Origin of the sequence: Blautia acetigignens, assembly GCF_025566865.1 — a bacterium.
GTDB lineage: Bacteria > Bacillota > Clostridia > Lachnospirales > Lachnospiraceae > Blautia_A > Blautia_A acetigignens.
In genome coordinates this window covers 428,383-443,300 of sequence record NZ_JAOQJM010000001.1, presented here as the reverse complement: position 1 = coordinate 443,300, position 14,918 = coordinate 428,383, and the positions used below count along the sequence as shown (strand labels likewise).

Below are 14,918 nucleotides of genomic sequence, written 5' to 3'. Positions count from 1 at the left end.
CAGGTCATTTCAGGTGCGCCCTTAATGGAGACGAGATCCACTGCTTACGGAGACTTAGACGAGAGGGCTCTCCCGAGCGTCTTAGTCGCAGTTAGCAGTTAGCTTGGCGGAATGTTGCACCGACCTGCGTGGAATCGCAGCTGCGAAAGTGCGTCCGCCCTGAAAAACTCTCCCAACAAAACCACCAAAAATCCCGATGCAATTTTGTACAATGTGTAGAAGCCCCTAAAAAATGATAAAAAATTTCAAAAAAATGTTGTTAAAAGATTGTCATTGTGGTATTTTAAATAAAGCGGAGAAAAACCAATATTTTATGCGGAGACAAAGAGGGAAAAGTCCTTTGTTGAGAAAAAGTTTGCAAAAAAACACAATGTGACATGACTTAACCCAGGAAAACAGGACAAAATAATACTGTGTTTCTGGGTCAGGCCATGTCACAAGGCAGAAAATAAAGTTTTACCCGCTTTTTTTCTAACTGTGATTGTTAAAAAATAAACAAGAAACAAAGGGCAACACACAGGGAAACCTAACGAATCCCACGGAAAAACAACCAAACCCGCTGGAAAAGTTGACACAATCCCACAAACCCCACGAAAGGAGTTTATTATGAGCAGCAAAATTACCATTATCGGAGCTGGAAGCGTCGGCTCCACAATCGCCTACACACTGGCACATGATGAAATCGCTTCCGAAATCGTTCTGATCGACATCAACAAGGAAAAGGTCGAAGGCGAAGTCATGGACATTGAGCAGGGAACCTGCTTCAGAAGTCCTGTATCCCTGGTAGCAGGAGATTACGCAGACGCCAAAGATTCCGACATCGTAATCATCACATCCGGAATTGCCCGTAAACCTGGACAGACACGAATTGAGCTTACTCAGACAAATGTCAACATCCTGAAGAGCATCACTCCTCAGATTGTAAAAGAAGCTCCAAATGCCAAGTACATCATCGTAAGCAATCCGGTAGACATCATGACCTACGTATTTACCAAGATTTCCGGTCTTCCGGAGAATCAGATTATGGGATCCGGAACCATCCTTGACACAGCAAGACTTCGTTACGGACTCTCCGAGCACTTCCAGGTAGCACAGGGAAATATTCACGCTTACGTATTCGGTGAGCACGGCGATACCTCCTTTATCCCGTGGACAGGTGCTTACATTTCCGGTCTCAGCACAGATGAGTACTACGAAGAAATGAAAGCACACGGCAAGGATGTAAAACCTCTGGACAAAGAAGCCATGCTGGAATATGTACAGAAATCCGGCGGAAAAGTTATTGCAAAGAAAGGCGCAACCTTCTACGCAGTATCCGCAACTGTGTGCCAGCTGGTAGGCCTGATCCTGGCTGCTTCTGATTCCCTTGCAACCGTATCCTCCATGCTCCATGGCGAATACGGAATTGAAGATGTGTGCCTGAGTACCCTTACTCTTGTAGGGCCAAACGGAATCCAGGGGAAAGTTCAGATGCGCATGAACAAAGAGGAAGTAGAGCTTCTTAAGAAGAGTGCCAACGCATTAAAAGAAGTAATCGCGCAGATCGAGCTCTAGAGCGTGTTTGAAAAATCATTCCCGCGATCTGCACGCCCCACTTTGCGGTATATTTTGCCCGAATTCAGTTGCCGTAGCCCGCTACGGCGCCCTCATCCGGACAAAATCTCCCACAAATTGTGACGCACATCTTGCAGAAAGCCTTTTTCAAACATGCTCTAAGAACCAGGTTCTTATCATATTTAACTACATCAGCAAGGATACCCCGGCTTCTATCGCGAAAAGCGGTAAGTCGGGTTCCCCTTTGCCTGAACAACCGAAACAGCTGCTGTTTACATTGGCGGGCCTGAAAGAACGCTCCATGTGGACAGTAACAAGAAAGGAACAAGAAGCATGAAGTACAGTTATTATCCAGGATGTACCCTGAAGAATAAGGCAAAAGATCTGGACGCCTATGCCAGAGCTTCTGCGAAAGCACTGGGCTTCGAAATGGAAGAGATCAAGGACTGGCAGTGCTGCGGCGGCGTATATCCCCTGGGCAGCGATGAGATAGCTACCAAGCTTTCTTCCGTCCGTGCTTTAAATGATGCGAAAGAAAAAGGACAGGATCTGATCACAGTCTGTTCAGCCTGTCATCATGTGCTCAAACGTGTGAATGACGACATGAAGAATGTAGAAGACATCCGCACAAGAGCAAATAATTATCTGAAACTGGACGCTCCATACGAAGGAGAGACAAATGTCCTTCATTATCTGGAAGTACTCCGTGACGAAGTAGGATTTGACGAGATCAAAAAGAAAGTGGTTAATCCCTTAAAAGGCAAAAAAATCGGTGCCTACTACGGCTGCCTCCTTTTAAGACCAGGAAAGATCATGGCATTTGACAACCCGGAGAATCCGACTATTATGGAAGATTTCATCCGCGCCCTTGGAGCAGAACCAGTTGTCTATCCATACCGCAATGAGTGCTGCGGCGGTTACATTTCCCTGAAGGAAAAAGATATGGCACAGAACATGTGTGAAAAGATCATGGACAGTGCAAAAGGGTTCGAAGCAGACATGCTGATCACAGCCTGTCCTCTTTGCATGTATAATCTTAGAAAGAACGGAAATGGCGCTCTCCCTGTTTACTATTTTACAGAACTTCTTGCAGAAGCTCTTGGAGTAAAAGAGGAGGTGGCAAAGTAATGGCTTATACATATGGAAATGCGCAGAATGCAGCTGAAAGAATCAAAGAGATTTCAGGAGTAAATCCCCTGAAATGTATGAAATGCGGTAAATGCTCCGCAACCTGTCCTGCATTTAATGAAATGGATATCAAGCCTCACCAGTTTGTAACTTATGTACAGAACGGCAACATAGAAGCGCTTGCACAGTCCAAATCCTTATGGAAATGTCTTTCCTGCTTTGCCTGTGTAGAGCGCTGCCCAAGAGATGTAAAACCAGGAAAACTGATCGATGCTGCAAGACAGCTGGTTGTCCGTGAACGCGGCCAGAACTATCTGGAAGCAGACGAGATTCCGGAACTGATCGACGAGGAAACACCTCAGCAGCTCCTGGTAAGTGCATTCAGAAGATACAGGAGGTGAGAGAAAAGTGCAGAGAATAGGTGTATTCGTATGTCATTGTGGTACCAACATCGCAGCCACAGTTGATGTAAAAAAAGTAGTGGAAATGGCAGCAAAAGAGCCCGGTGTTGTCCATGCAGAAGACTATCAGTATATGTGTTCCGAAGCAGGACAGGCCAAGATCATCAATGCCATCCATGAGAAAAATCTGACAGGAATCGTGGTCTGTTCCTGTTCCCCGCGTATGCATGAGGCTACCTTCCGAAAGGCAGCACAGAAAGCGGGCTTAAACCCATATATGGTAGAGATCGCCAACATCCGTGAGCACTGTTCTTGGATCCACAAGGATATGGAAGAAGCTACCTTAAAGGCAGTGATCCTTGCCAGAGCCGCAATCGCAAAAGTAAACTTAGACGCTCCTCTTCAGCCAGGCGAGAGCCTTGTAACAAAGCGTGCCCTTGTAATCGGCGGCGGTATTGCCGGAATCCAGTCTGCACTTGATATTGCAGAGGCTGGATACGAGGTTGACATTGTTGAGAAGCTTCCAAGTATCGGAGGAAGAATGTCACAGCTTGACAAGACTTTCCCAACACTGGACTGTTCCGCATGTATCCTCACTCCGAAGATGGTAGAGGCTGCAGCACATGAGAAAATCAACATTTATACATACAGTGAGGTTGAGAAGGTAAGCGGCTTCGTTGGTGACTTCACCGTAGATATCCGTAAAAAAGCAAGAAGCGTAGATATGGACAAATGTACAGGATGCGGTGTCTGCTCCTCCAAATGTCCGTCCAAGAAAAATCCAAACGAATTTAACCGCGGCCTGAACAACAGAAGTGCTATTTACATTCCGTTTGCCCAGGCAATCCCAAATGTTCCGGTAATCGACCGTGAGAACTGTATCAAGTTCAAAACCGGAAAATGCGGTGCCTGCTCCAAGGCCTGCGCAGCCGGCGCAATCGATTACGAGCAGAAGGATGAGATCATTACACAGAAATACGGCGCAATTGTAGTTGCAACCGGTTTCGATGTAATCCCTCTTGATAAATATGATGAGTATGCATACAGCCAGAGTAAGGATGTTATCACATCCCTTGAGCTTGAGCGTATCATGAATGCAGCAGGACCTACAAAGGGTCATCTTGAGAGACTTTCCGATGGAAAAGCTCCTAAGAATATCGTATTCGTACAGTGTGTTGGAAGCCGCTGCTCTGACGAGAGAGGAAAGAGCTACTGCTCCAAAATCTGTTGTATGTATACTGCAAAGCATGCAATGCTGATCCGCGATAAATATCCGGATACAAACGTAACTGTATTCTATATTGACGTTCGTACTCCTGGTAAGAACTTCGATGAGTTCTATAGAAGAGCTGTTGAGGATTACGGTGTAAATTATGTAAAAGGTCAGGTTGGAAAGGTTATTCCGCAGCCGGATGGAACTCTTATGGTTCAGGCTTCTGATCTCCTTGAAAACAAACAGATTCTTATGGAAGCAGACATGGTAGTTCTTGCAGCTGCTATTGAGCCAAACAAGGATGTAAGAAAAATTGCAACTATGCTTACCGCAAGTATTGATACCAACAACTTCCTCACAGAAGCACATGCAAAGCTTCGTCCGGTAGAGTCTCCTACAGCTGGTATTTTCCTTTCCGGTGTATGCCAGGGACCAAAGGATATTCCGGAAACAGTAGCGCAGGCTGGGGCAGCAGCAGTAAAGGCAATCGGCCTTCTTGCAAAGGACAAGCTGACAACCAATCCATGTACCGCTCACTCTGATGAGCTTCTTTGCAATGGATGCTCTCAGTGTGCAAATGTGTGTCCATATGGTGCTATTTCCTATGAGGAAAAACAGGTAAATGACCACGGAATCCGTGAAACAAGAAGAATTGCAGTAGTAAACAATGCTCTTTGCCAGGGCTGCGGTGCATGTACCGTAACCTGCCCGTCCGGAGCAATGGATCTGCAGGGATTCTCCAACAGACAGATTTTAGCGGAGGTAGATGCAATATGTCGATAGAAGCAAAAGAAGAATTCAGACCCAAGATCGTGGCATTCTGCTGTAACTGGTGCAGCTACGCAGGTGCAGACCTTGCAGGAAGCAGCCGCCTTTCCTATCCGGCTGATGTAAAGATTATTCGTGTGCCATGCTCTTGCCGTGTAAATCCAATGTTCATTCTCCGTGCCTTTGAAAAGGGTGCTGACGGAGTGATCATGTGTGGCTGCCATCCGGGAGACTGTCATTACACAACAGGAAACTATTATGCAAGAAGACGTATGACCCTTCTGTTCTCCATGCTGGACTTTATCGGCGTGGAAAACGGACGTACCCGTGTAGAGTGGGTATCTGCCGCAGAAGGTGTAAAATTCTCCCAGACCATGAATGAGTTTGTGGAAAAAATCCATTCCCTGGGTAAAAACGTCAGATTGGAGGATTTAAGATGCAGGAACTGATCGCCCGTGCAAAAGAACTGCTGGCTGATGGAACCGTAGAGCGTGTTCTTGGCTGGAAAGCCGGAGACCTGCCTTACAATCCGGAAGCAGCATATTTTGAAACAGCAGAAAGCCTGGATGAATTTGTTTACAATGGCTTCTGCGGACAGAACTTAAGTAAAATGATGATCGAGGCTTCCAAATTAGAGGGAAAAACCCTTGTCTGTCTGAAGCCTTGTGATACCTATAGTTTTAACCAGCTGATCAAGGAACACCGTGTAGACCGTGAAAAAGCCTACATTATCGGTGTTGGATGTAAAGGAAAGCTGAATGTGGAAAAGCTTCGCCAGTTAGGAATCAAGGGAATCAAAAGCATTTCCGGTGCAGAGCTGACAGATGAGTGCGAGACACTTCACATTTCCACAATTTACGGCGACAAGACCGTAGCTTACAAGGACGCTATGTTGGAGCGCTGCCATGTATGCAAGGGAAAAGAGCACATGATCTACGATGAGATCATCGGCGAATCCAAGGATACAAAGGAGGCAGAGCGTTTCGCAGAGGTAGAGAAGATCGAGAAAATGAGCCCGGAAGAGCGCTTCGCGTTTTTCCAGAAGGAGCTTAGCAAATGCATCCGCTGCAACGCCTGCCGTAATGCATGTCCGGCCTGCAGCTGCCGCAAATGCGTATTTGACAGCACCAAGTTTGACAGCGCACAGAAAGCAAACGTGGATTCCTTCGAGGAGAAAATGTTCCACATCATCCGTGCTTTCCACGTTGCCGGAAGATGTACAGACTGCGGCGAGTGCAGCCGTGTCTGCCCGCAGGGTATCCCCCTTCACCTGTTTAACCGTAAGTTTATCAAGGATATTGATACCTTCTACGGCGAGTATCAGGCTGGAGCTGATGCTGAGTCAAAAGGCCCGCTGACCAGCTTTACATTCGAGGATGTAGAGCCTGGCGTAGTGGCAGAAAGGGGATAATGTATGTATAAGATTGAAAAAGAAAATCTGGAAGCATTATTCCGGAAAATCGCAGAAAGCCAGGATTTGATCCTTCCGGTTAAAAAGGCAGGACAGACAAACTTCGGTCTCTGGAATGAGGAAGAGGAGGCAGATCTTGATACACTGAAGACCGTAAAATCCGGTAAAGATGCCTTTTTCCCACAGAGTGAGACCCTTTACACAGTTGTACGTGATGGAAAGAAACTGACAGTAGAACCAGAAGAGCTTAGAAATCGTCCTTTTGTTGTATTTGGCATGAAAGCCTGCGATGTAAAAGGCGTGGCAGTTCTGGACAAGGTATTCCTTGCAGATCCTGTAGATACCTTCTATGCAGCAAGAAGAGACCATGGAACCATCGTTGCCATGGCATGCCATGAGCCGGAAGAGTCCTGCTTCTGTAAAGTATTTGGAACAGATGCAGCAGATCCGTCAGCAGATGCAGACGGTGTGGCTGATATAGCGGTATGGATGGTTCAGGATTCCCTTTACTGGAAAGCCCTTACCGAAAAGGGTGAGGCTCTTACTGAGGCTGTGAAGGAGCTTCTTACGGATGCGGATGCTTCTGATGAAGAAAAAGTTTCCGCCGAAAAAGATGCGATCCATAATATTGTAGAGCAGCTTCCATACACACATCTTTCCCTGGAAGGATGGGATGGAAATGCTACAGATGAGAAATTTAACTCTCCTGTATGGGAGACCCTTTATAAGCCATGTCTGGCATGCGGAACCTGCACCTTTGTGTGCCCGACCTGCCAGTGCTATGACATCAAGGATTATGATACAGGACATGGAATCAAGCGTTACCGCTGCTGGGATTCCTGTATGTATTCCGATTTCACAATGATGGCTCATGGAAATAACCGTACCAGCCAGCTGCAGAGATTTCGTCAGAGATTCATGCACAAGCTTGTTTATTTCCCGGCCAACAATAACGGCATGTATTCTTGTGTAGGATGCGGCCGCTGCGTGGAAAAATGCCCGTCATCCCTGAACATCGTGAAGGTGATCAAGGCTTTTGAAAAGCATGGAGGTGAAAAGTAATGAGCGAGTGTACCTGTCATAAAAATTATACTCTGGATACTCTGATCCCGCAGGTTGGCGTGATCACAGACATTCATGAGGAGACACCGGATGTAAAAACCTTCTGCGTAACTGCACCGGATGGAGGAAAGCTTTTCGAGCATATGCCGGGACAGTGCGCAATGGTCTGCGCACCAGGCGTAAGCGAGGGTATGTTTTCCATTACTTCTTCTCCTACAAACAAAGAGTATCAGGAATTCAGTATTAAGAAATGCGGTGAGCTGACTTCCTATCTCCACAGCCTTCAGGTTGGAGATGAGATCACAGTCCGCGGACCATACGGCAATCATTTCCCGGTTGAAGATAAGCTGAAAGGCAAAAACCTTTTGTTCATCGCCGGAGGTATCGGTCTTGCCCCACTCCGTTCCGTAATCAACTACGTCCTTGACAACCGCGACGACTACGGCACCGTAGACATCCTCTACGGTTCCCGTTCCGCAGATGACCTTGTAAAATTAAAAGAGATCCAGGAAGTCTGGATGAACGCCAAAGACGTAAACGTCTACCTGACTATCGACCGCGAGCAGGAAGGCTGGGACGGCCACGTAGGCTTCGTCCCCACCTACTTAAAAGAGATCGGCTTCGACACCAACAAAGTAGCCCTCGTCTGCGGCCCGCCAATCATGATCAAATTCGTCCTCCAGGGCCTGGAGGAACTTGGCTTCACCCGAACCCAGGTTTACACAACATTGGAGCTTAGAATGAAGTGCGGTATCGGAAAATGTGGCCGCTGCAACATCGGTTCCAAGTACGTATGCAAAGACGGCCCGGTTTTCCGAATGGACGAGATAGATCAGTTACCTGACGAGTACTAAATTTTTTAATCTTAAGAAACTTTCGAACAAATGAATCAGTTATTGCCAGTACACAGACTTGTGGAATGGGTATCTCGCCAAGCTGCCCATTTCAGGAGCGCCTTTAGCGGCGCTGAAATCCAGCGCTTACGAAGACTTAGGAGTGAAGGCTCTCCTGAACTCCTTAGTCGCAGTTAGCGATTAGTTCAGCAGAGCGTTGCGACGGGCACGTGCGAGATACCCATTTCACAAGGCGTACGGTTTAAACAAGCAGAAGAAAGGAACTCCCAACATGGAAAATATGGTAAACGTATATTTCTTCGGTAAAAAATACACCGTACCTGCTGACCTGACCATCATGACGGCCATGGAATACGCAGGCTACACCCTCAAAAGAGGCTGCGGCTGCCGCCACGGATTCTGCGGCGCCTGCGCAACCATCTACAGAATCAAAGGCGACAACGAACTCAAAACCTGTCTCGCCTGTCAGACCCAGGTACAGGAAGGCATGTATGTAGCAAGCATCCCATTCTTCCCAACAGACAAGCGCCTCTACAACATCGAAGACCTCAAGCCAAACCAGCAGGTCATGATGGAACTCTACCCGGAAATCTACAGCTGCATCGGCTGCAACGCCTGCACAAAAGCATGTACCCAGAGCTTAAACGTTATGCAGTACATCGCCTACGCCCAGAGAGGCGAGCTTGAAAAATGCGCAGAAGAATCCTTTGACTGCGTAAGCTGCGGATGCTGCTCCGTAAGATGCCCGGCCGGAATTTCCCACCCGATGGTAGGTCTTCTCGCAAGACGTCTCACCGGAAAATACATCGCACCAAAGAGCGAACACCTTGAAAAACGTGTAGAAGAAATCCACGAAGGCAAATACGACGACCTGATCGAACAGATCATGCAGAAACCAATCACAGACATGCAGGAACTTTACAACAACAGAGAAATTGAGAAATAAGGAGGGCGTAAAAACATGTATGCACCATATCCAGAAAATATGATGGAATCCATCAAAAAGGTAGAGGCTACAAGAGCACAGCGTATGGCAACTGAGCCAAGACGTCTGACTGCTGATGAGAAAGACGCGCTTCTTAAGAAATTCCATCCGGACTATAACCCAGACGCATTTGCAGAAATCAAAGTAGGACCAAACAAAGGCCAGAAAGCTCCCCTGGAGTTAGCAGAAATGCTTCATTCTGAAAGCCGTCTGATGAACGAAAAAATTGATCTTAACAAAATCGATTATGACGTAGATGTCCTTGTAATCGGCGGCGGCGGAGCAGGATCCTCCTGTGCCATCGAAGCACACAATGCAGGCGCAAACGTTATGATCGTTACCAAGCTTCGTATCGGTGACGCCAACACCATGATGGCAGAAGGCGGAATCCAGGCAGCAGACAAAGAAAACGACTCCCCGGTACAGCATTACCTGGACTGCTTCGGCGGCGGACACTTTGCTGCAAAGCCAGAGCTGGTAAAGAGACTGGTAATGGAAGCCCCGGACGCGATCAAATGGCTGAACGACCTTGGCGTTGAGTTCGACAAAGCTGAAGACGGAACCATGGTTACCACACACGGCGGCGGAACTTCCAGAAAGAGAATGCATGCTGCAAAGGATTATTCCGGATCTGAGATCATGCGTACCATCCGTGACGAAGTTCTCAACCTTGGCATTCCAGTAGTGGAATTTACTTCCGCTGTTGAGCTGATCAAAGACGAAAAGGGACAGGCTGCAGGTGCAGTCCTTCTCAACATGGAAACAGGCGACTACTCCGTTGCAAGAGCAAAGACGGTAGTCATCGCAACAGGCGGTGCAGGAAGAATGCATTACCAGGGATTCCCAACCTCCAACCACTACGGTGCAACTGCTGACGGACTTGTACTTGGATACAGAGCTGGTGCATCTTTACTTTATCAGGATTCCATCCAGTATCATCCAACTGGAGCCATCTATCCGTCCCAGATCCTTGGCGCACTGGTGACAGAGAAGGTTCGTTCCGTTGGTGCACAGCTTGTAAATGCAAATGGGGAAGCTTACATCCATCCTCTTGAAACCCGTGACGTCAACGCTTCCGGTGTTATCCGTGAGTGCGAGGAAGGCCGCGGTGTAGAGGTTCCTGGCGGACGCAAAGGCGTATGGCTTGACACTCCGATGATCGAGATCCTTGGAGGCGAGGGAACCATCGAGAAGAGAATCCCGGCTATGTTCCGTATGTACATGAACTACGGCATTGACATGAGAAAAGTTCCGATCGTGATTTACCCGACCCTTCACTACCAGAACGGCGGCCTGAACATTGACGGAGACGGATTCTCAGAAGAAATTCCAAACCTGTTGGTTGCAGGAGAGGCAGCAGGCGGAATCCATGGAAGAAACAGACTGATGGGCAACTCTCTTCTGGACGTTATCGTATTCGGAAGAAATGCCGGTAAAAAAGCAGCTGTAAAATGCAAGGACGTAGAGCTTGGAGAAATGAACCTGAATCATATTTATGCTTATGATGAGGAACTGAAAAAAGCAGATATCCATACAGATAAGGTATCTCCGCTGCTTCTTCCGAAATACGCCCGTCACGAGCAGCGATAAAAATACAAAAGAAGGGAGCTTACCAAAATGCGTGAAGTAGAAGTAAGCAGACTTACAGATGTCATCGAAAAACTCTGTATCGAAGCAAATGAACATCTTCCGGAAGACGTAAAATGCGCGATCAAAACATGCCGCGCATGCGAAGACGGAGAGATTGCCAAGGGCATCCTTGACAACATTATTGAGAATTTTGACATTGCAGATAACGAGAATGTGCCGATCTGCCAGGATACAGGAATGGCATGCGTCTTCCTTGAAATCGGACAGGATGTACACTTTGTTGGCGGAGACCTTACCGACGCCATCAATGAAGGCGTTCGCCGCGGATATACAAACGGCTACCTTCGCAAATCTGTTGTAAAAGATCCGGTACGCCGTGGAAATACAGGTGACAATACACCGGCTATGATCTACACAGAGATTGTTCCTGGCGACAAGGTTAAGATCACAGTAGGACCGAAAGGCTTCGGAAGCGAGAACATGAGTATGATCCGTATGTTCAAGCCATCTGCAGGACTTCAGGGAATCAAAGATTTTATCCTGGAAGTAGTAGAGACTGCAGGCCCGAACCCATGTCCGCCTATGGTAGTGGGGGTTGGAATCGGAGGAACCTTTGACAAATGTGCCCTTCTTGCAAAGAAAGCACTGATGCGTCCATTAGATTCCCACAACCCGGATCCATTCTACGCAGACCTGGAAGATGAAATGCTTAAGAAAGTCAATAAGCTTGGCATCGGACCACAGGGCTTTGGCGGAAAGACCACAGCCATCGGTCTGAACATTGAGACAATGCCTACTCACATTGCGGGAATGCCATGTGCAGTCAACATCAACTGTCATGTTACCCGTCATAAAACGGAGGTGATCTGATTATGGAAAGAAGACGTATTACACTGCCTCTGACAAAAGAACTGGCAAAAACACTTCACGCAGGAGATCAGGTTCTGCTTACCGGAACCATCTACACATCCCGTGACGCAGGCCACAAGCGTATGTGCGAAGCTCTTGCAAGGGGAGAGCAGATTCCATTTGACCCGACAGACGCAACCATCTACTATGTAGGACCAACTCCAGCAAAGCCAGGTGCCGTAATCGGTTCCGCAGGCCCTACAACCAGCGGTCGTATGGATGCTTACGCTCCAACCATGATGTCCGTAGGTGCCCGCGGCATGATCGGCAAAGGAGCCCGTCTCCCGGAAGTAGTAGAAGCCATGAAAAAATATGACGGTGTTTACTTCGGTGCCATCGGAGGTGCCGGCGCCCTTCTTGCCAAATGCATCAAAAAAGCTGAGCTGATCGCCTACGAGGATCTTGGCGCAGAAGCCCTGCGCAAGCTTTATGTAGAGGACATGCCTCTTGTAGTCATCATCGACAGCGAAGGCAACAACCTTTACGAAGAAGGACGCAAGGAATATCTGGACGAGCACAAAGCCGACTGATCGGATATTTTGTCTTGATATATAAGATAGATATACTCCATATATCAAATTAGGTATTTACAGAAATCCCTGTATATTCTATAATTTGGAGATATGTATGGAGAACAAAAGACAAAACAACGAAAGAAGGAACTTATTATGGACCATCATAAGAGGGTACAGACCTCAGAAACTTTCATAAACAGTGCATTTCTTGCAGTGTCGGGAGGATTTCAGGATGCCTATACCTACTTCACTCGCGACGGCGTTTTCTCCAACGCCCAGACCGGAAACGTGGTACTGATGAGTGAGCGGTTTATGAACGGCGAAGTAAAAGCAGGATTACACTATCTGATTCCCCTGACCGCCTTTTTCCTTGGAGTACTTTTAGCGGAACGCATTCAGGACAAATTCCGCTACGCCAAACGCCTTCACTGGCGCCAGGGAATCCTTCTGGTAGAAATTATCCTGCTGTTCCTGGTAGGCTTCATACCTGGGAACATGAATGTTTTTGCGACCACTCTGGTATCCTTCTCCTGCGCCCTGCAGGTACAGACCTTCCGTAAGGTAGAAGGAAACGCTTATGCCAGCACCATGTGCATCGGAAACCTTCGAAGCGGCACCGCAGCCCTTTCCGCCTACATGAGGGAAAAGAAGCCAAGACTGCTTCATCAGGCATTGTGCTACTTCGCTATCATTCTTCTGTTTGCCATCGGCGCAGGAGTTGGCGGCAGACTTTCCATAGCCTACGGCCCAAAAGCCATCTGGGTTTCCAGCATCCTGCTCCTCATCAGCTTCCTTCTTATGTTTATCGAGGAAATGGAAGAGGCAGAGCATCGCTGGCAGTAAGCTTTCTAACAGATTTTGCAGGAATAAAATACAGAAACAACAAAAGGGGGCTGTCGGTTAATACCACATTTCGGTATCCCCAGTAGTAATTGAAAGGATCCCAGCAAGAACGAGGCTTGTTAGCCTTCTACCTTGCGAGGGATCCTTTTTTCTATGAAAGATGAAATTTATTTTTGGCCGCAAAAATCCCTTGTCTGGATTTTTACAGCCCCTCTCTTAGAACTGTCTATTTCCCGACAGCCCCTTTTGACCTTTTGACACTGGTATCATTAAATTGATTGAACAAATTTCTCTACATAATGTAGCGCAGCTCCAATTGCCGGTGTATATTGCCCATTAGTACCGACCAGTATCTGGATTTTATCCAGTATGAATGGTGCAGCAGTATGGAGATGCTCTGTCAGGTATTCAATATCTTCCGCTGTGAAATAAGGTGCAAGGTAGCCGCTGAGGATGATCGGTGCATCAATAATAAGGTTTAAATTCTTCATGGCAAATGCCAGATGGTTTAAAAAATCTTTCCAGACCTGTATGATCTGGGGAGATTTTTTTTCGCGCAGAAGAGGGAAAAATTCTTTGACAGGCATACCTGCAGCCTGCTCCAGTGCGTTGGCAGAACAATAGGTTTCCAGGCAGCCACGGCTACCGCAATAACAAAGTGGTCCATCAGGATTAATACACATATGTTCAAGAGTTCCACTGTGCATGGAGATTCCCTGGTGAATCTGATGATCAGTAATGATACCGCCGCCCAGATTTCGGTTCAGCAGGATGATAACAGCACTATCAAGCTCCGGATGCTTCCATAATTCAAGGAATGCAGCTGATTTTGAGTCATGCTCCAGATAACAGGGATAAGGAAGATATCTGGAAAAATCATCCAGTTTCATGCCAGCGTTATTCATGATATCCCCATATAATACAGTAGTATGATCCGGAGATGTGATACCCTGTGTGGCAATGGAGATGCCAAGTACTTTGTCATTGTCATACTGATGTGATGAAATGAATTCCTTTACAGTATCAGTAACCTGTTTATAGTAATCTGGCGTGTTAGAATATGGAAGCGGAATGGTATCCGTATAGAAAGCATTTCCGTACAGATCTACAGCAGTAATATGAAACATACCTTTTAAAATACCGATACCAATGGAAATTTTAAAATCTGATACGATCTGAATGGCATTTGCTTTTCTGCCACCGGTGGATTCAAAAAAACCATTTTTTTCTATAAGACCTTCCTGCTCCAGGAGGTTCAGGTTCTGACTGACAGTGGATAAGCCCATCTGCAGTTCCTGAACGATCTGCAGCTTGGAGGTCATTTTTTTTCTGTAAATATATTGGTAAACCTTTGATTTATTTATTTTTTTGAGGCTAATGTTGGTTAATCCCTTTTCACTCATAATGTTCTCCTGATTATGTTGCAAGATAATGTTAAGTTTCAAATTTATTGTAGCACAGAACGAAAAAAAAGCAATACAAATGAATTGTAATGAAAAAATATATTCTGCAAGATTGTAATGAGAACCGGATTAACAACATATTTATGGTAAAAATAGACAAAAAAGTTATTTAAAAATTAGAATCTCTGTCAATGGATTTTTGAAAAGAAAAGATATATACTCAACTTACGGTTTAGATATACGTGTAAGTAAAAAGCGTAATAACAAATAATAAGTGTTGCA

Annotated in this window: 14 protein-coding genes and 2 pseudogenes; 14 read left to right on the top strand and 2 right to left on the bottom strand. The window is 46.5% G+C overall.

Annotation, left to right across the window (positions count from 1 at the left end; genetic code table 11):
* Positions 1 to 606: 606 nt before the first annotated feature.
* A complete protein-coding gene (locus tag OCV70_RS02040; RefSeq protein ID WP_021925581.1) occupies positions 607 to 1,554 on the top strand; it encodes an L-lactate dehydrogenase in 948 nt (315 codons plus the stop codon).
* Here OCV70_RS02040 and OCV70_RS19535 read toward each other — a convergent pair.
* Positions 1,502 to 1,684 (bottom strand): annotated as a pseudogene (locus OCV70_RS19535) (DUF6783 domain-containing protein). The gene OCV70_RS02040 and the pseudogene OCV70_RS19535 sit on opposite strands and share 53 nt — an antisense overlap.
* Here OCV70_RS19535 and OCV70_RS19530 point away from each other — a divergent pair.
* The 13 genes and pseudogenes from OCV70_RS19530 to OCV70_RS01980 form a co-directional block, all read left to right on the top strand.
* Positions 1,622 to 1,891, top strand: a pseudogene (locus tag OCV70_RS19530) (DUF6783 domain-containing protein); the annotation flags it as partial. The pseudogenes OCV70_RS19535 and OCV70_RS19530 sit on opposite strands and share 63 nt — an antisense overlap.
* Positions 1,888 to 2,682, top strand: a complete 795-nt coding sequence (locus OCV70_RS02035; protein ID WP_117851111.1) for a CoB--CoM heterodisulfide reductase iron-sulfur subunit B family protein — start codon at positions 1,888 to 1,890, stop codon at positions 2,680 to 2,682. The pseudogene OCV70_RS19530 and the gene OCV70_RS02035, both read left to right, overlap by 4 nt.
* A complete protein-coding gene (locus tag OCV70_RS02030) occupies positions 2,682 to 3,083 on the top strand; it encodes a 4Fe-4S dicluster domain-containing protein (RefSeq protein ID WP_173765708.1) in 402 nt (133 codons plus the stop codon). Before OCV70_RS02035 ends, OCV70_RS02030 begins: the two co-directional genes overlap by 1 nt.
* Positions 3,084 to 3,090: 7 nt before the next feature.
* Positions 3,091 to 5,079 (top strand): CoB--CoM heterodisulfide reductase iron-sulfur subunit A family protein, encoded by a 1,989-nt coding sequence (locus tag OCV70_RS02025; protein WP_173765710.1) that lies wholly within the window; start codon positions 3,091 to 3,093, stop codon positions 5,077 to 5,079.
* Positions 5,070 to 5,513, top strand: coding sequence for a hydrogenase iron-sulfur subunit (locus OCV70_RS02020; RefSeq protein ID WP_118578139.1), 444 nt, complete (start codon positions 5,070 to 5,072; stop codon positions 5,511 to 5,513). Before OCV70_RS02025 ends, OCV70_RS02020 begins: the two co-directional genes overlap by 10 nt.
* Entirely contained in the window at positions 5,501 to 6,475 is a 975-nt protein-coding gene (locus tag OCV70_RS02015) for a 4Fe-4S dicluster domain-containing protein (RefSeq protein WP_173765712.1), read from the top strand. The genes OCV70_RS02020 and OCV70_RS02015 overlap by 13 nt, the downstream gene beginning before the upstream one ends.
* A gap of 3 nt (positions 6,476 to 6,478) precedes the next feature.
* Positions 6,479 to 7,537: a 4Fe-4S dicluster domain-containing protein gene (locus OCV70_RS02010; protein ID WP_262579098.1), complete on the top strand. Its 1,059-nt coding sequence runs from the start codon at positions 6,479 to 6,481 to the stop codon at positions 7,535 to 7,537.
* The gene (locus OCV70_RS02005; RefSeq protein ID WP_021924662.1) at positions 7,537 to 8,391 is read left to right on the top strand and encodes an FAD/NAD(P)-binding protein; all 855 of its coding nucleotides are present in this window, start codon (positions 7,537 to 7,539) and stop codon (positions 8,389 to 8,391) included. The genes OCV70_RS02010 and OCV70_RS02005 overlap by 1 nt, the downstream gene beginning before the upstream one ends.
* A 271-nt stretch (positions 8,392 to 8,662) precedes the next feature.
* Complete coding sequence (locus OCV70_RS02000; RefSeq protein WP_117851101.1) at positions 8,663 to 9,337, top strand: 2Fe-2S iron-sulfur cluster-binding protein; 675 nt, start codon at positions 8,663 to 8,665, stop codon at positions 9,335 to 9,337.
* 15 nt (positions 9,338 to 9,352) lie between these two features.
* Positions 9,353 to 10,966 carry an FAD-dependent oxidoreductase gene (locus OCV70_RS01995; RefSeq protein WP_117851098.1) on the top strand — a complete coding sequence of 538 codons (1,614 nt, stop codon included), beginning with the start codon at positions 9,353 to 9,355 and terminating at the stop codon, positions 10,964 to 10,966.
* Positions 10,967 to 10,993: 27 nt separating this feature from the next.
* Positions 10,994 to 11,836, top strand: coding sequence for a fumarate hydratase (locus OCV70_RS01990; RefSeq protein ID WP_117851095.1), 843 nt, complete (start codon positions 10,994 to 10,996; stop codon positions 11,834 to 11,836).
* 2 nt (positions 11,837 to 11,838) lie between these two features.
* Positions 11,839 to 12,405, top strand: coding sequence for a Fe-S-containing hydro-lyase (locus tag OCV70_RS01985; RefSeq protein WP_021924507.1), 567 nt, complete (start codon positions 11,839 to 11,841; stop codon positions 12,403 to 12,405).
* Between the two features lie 138 nt (positions 12,406 to 12,543).
* The gene (locus tag OCV70_RS01980; RefSeq protein WP_021924508.1) at positions 12,544 to 13,233 is read left to right on the top strand and encodes a YoaK family protein; all 690 of its coding nucleotides are present in this window, start codon (positions 12,544 to 12,546) and stop codon (positions 13,231 to 13,233) included.
* 269 nt (positions 13,234 to 13,502) lie between these two features.
* On the opposite strand, the gene OCV70_RS01975 is transcribed toward OCV70_RS01980, so the two are convergent.
* Complete coding sequence (locus tag OCV70_RS01975; RefSeq protein ID WP_117851093.1) at positions 13,503 to 14,636, bottom strand: ROK family transcriptional regulator; 1,134 nt, start codon at positions 14,634 to 14,636, stop codon at positions 13,503 to 13,505.
* Positions 14,637 to 14,918: the final 282 nt, after the last annotated feature.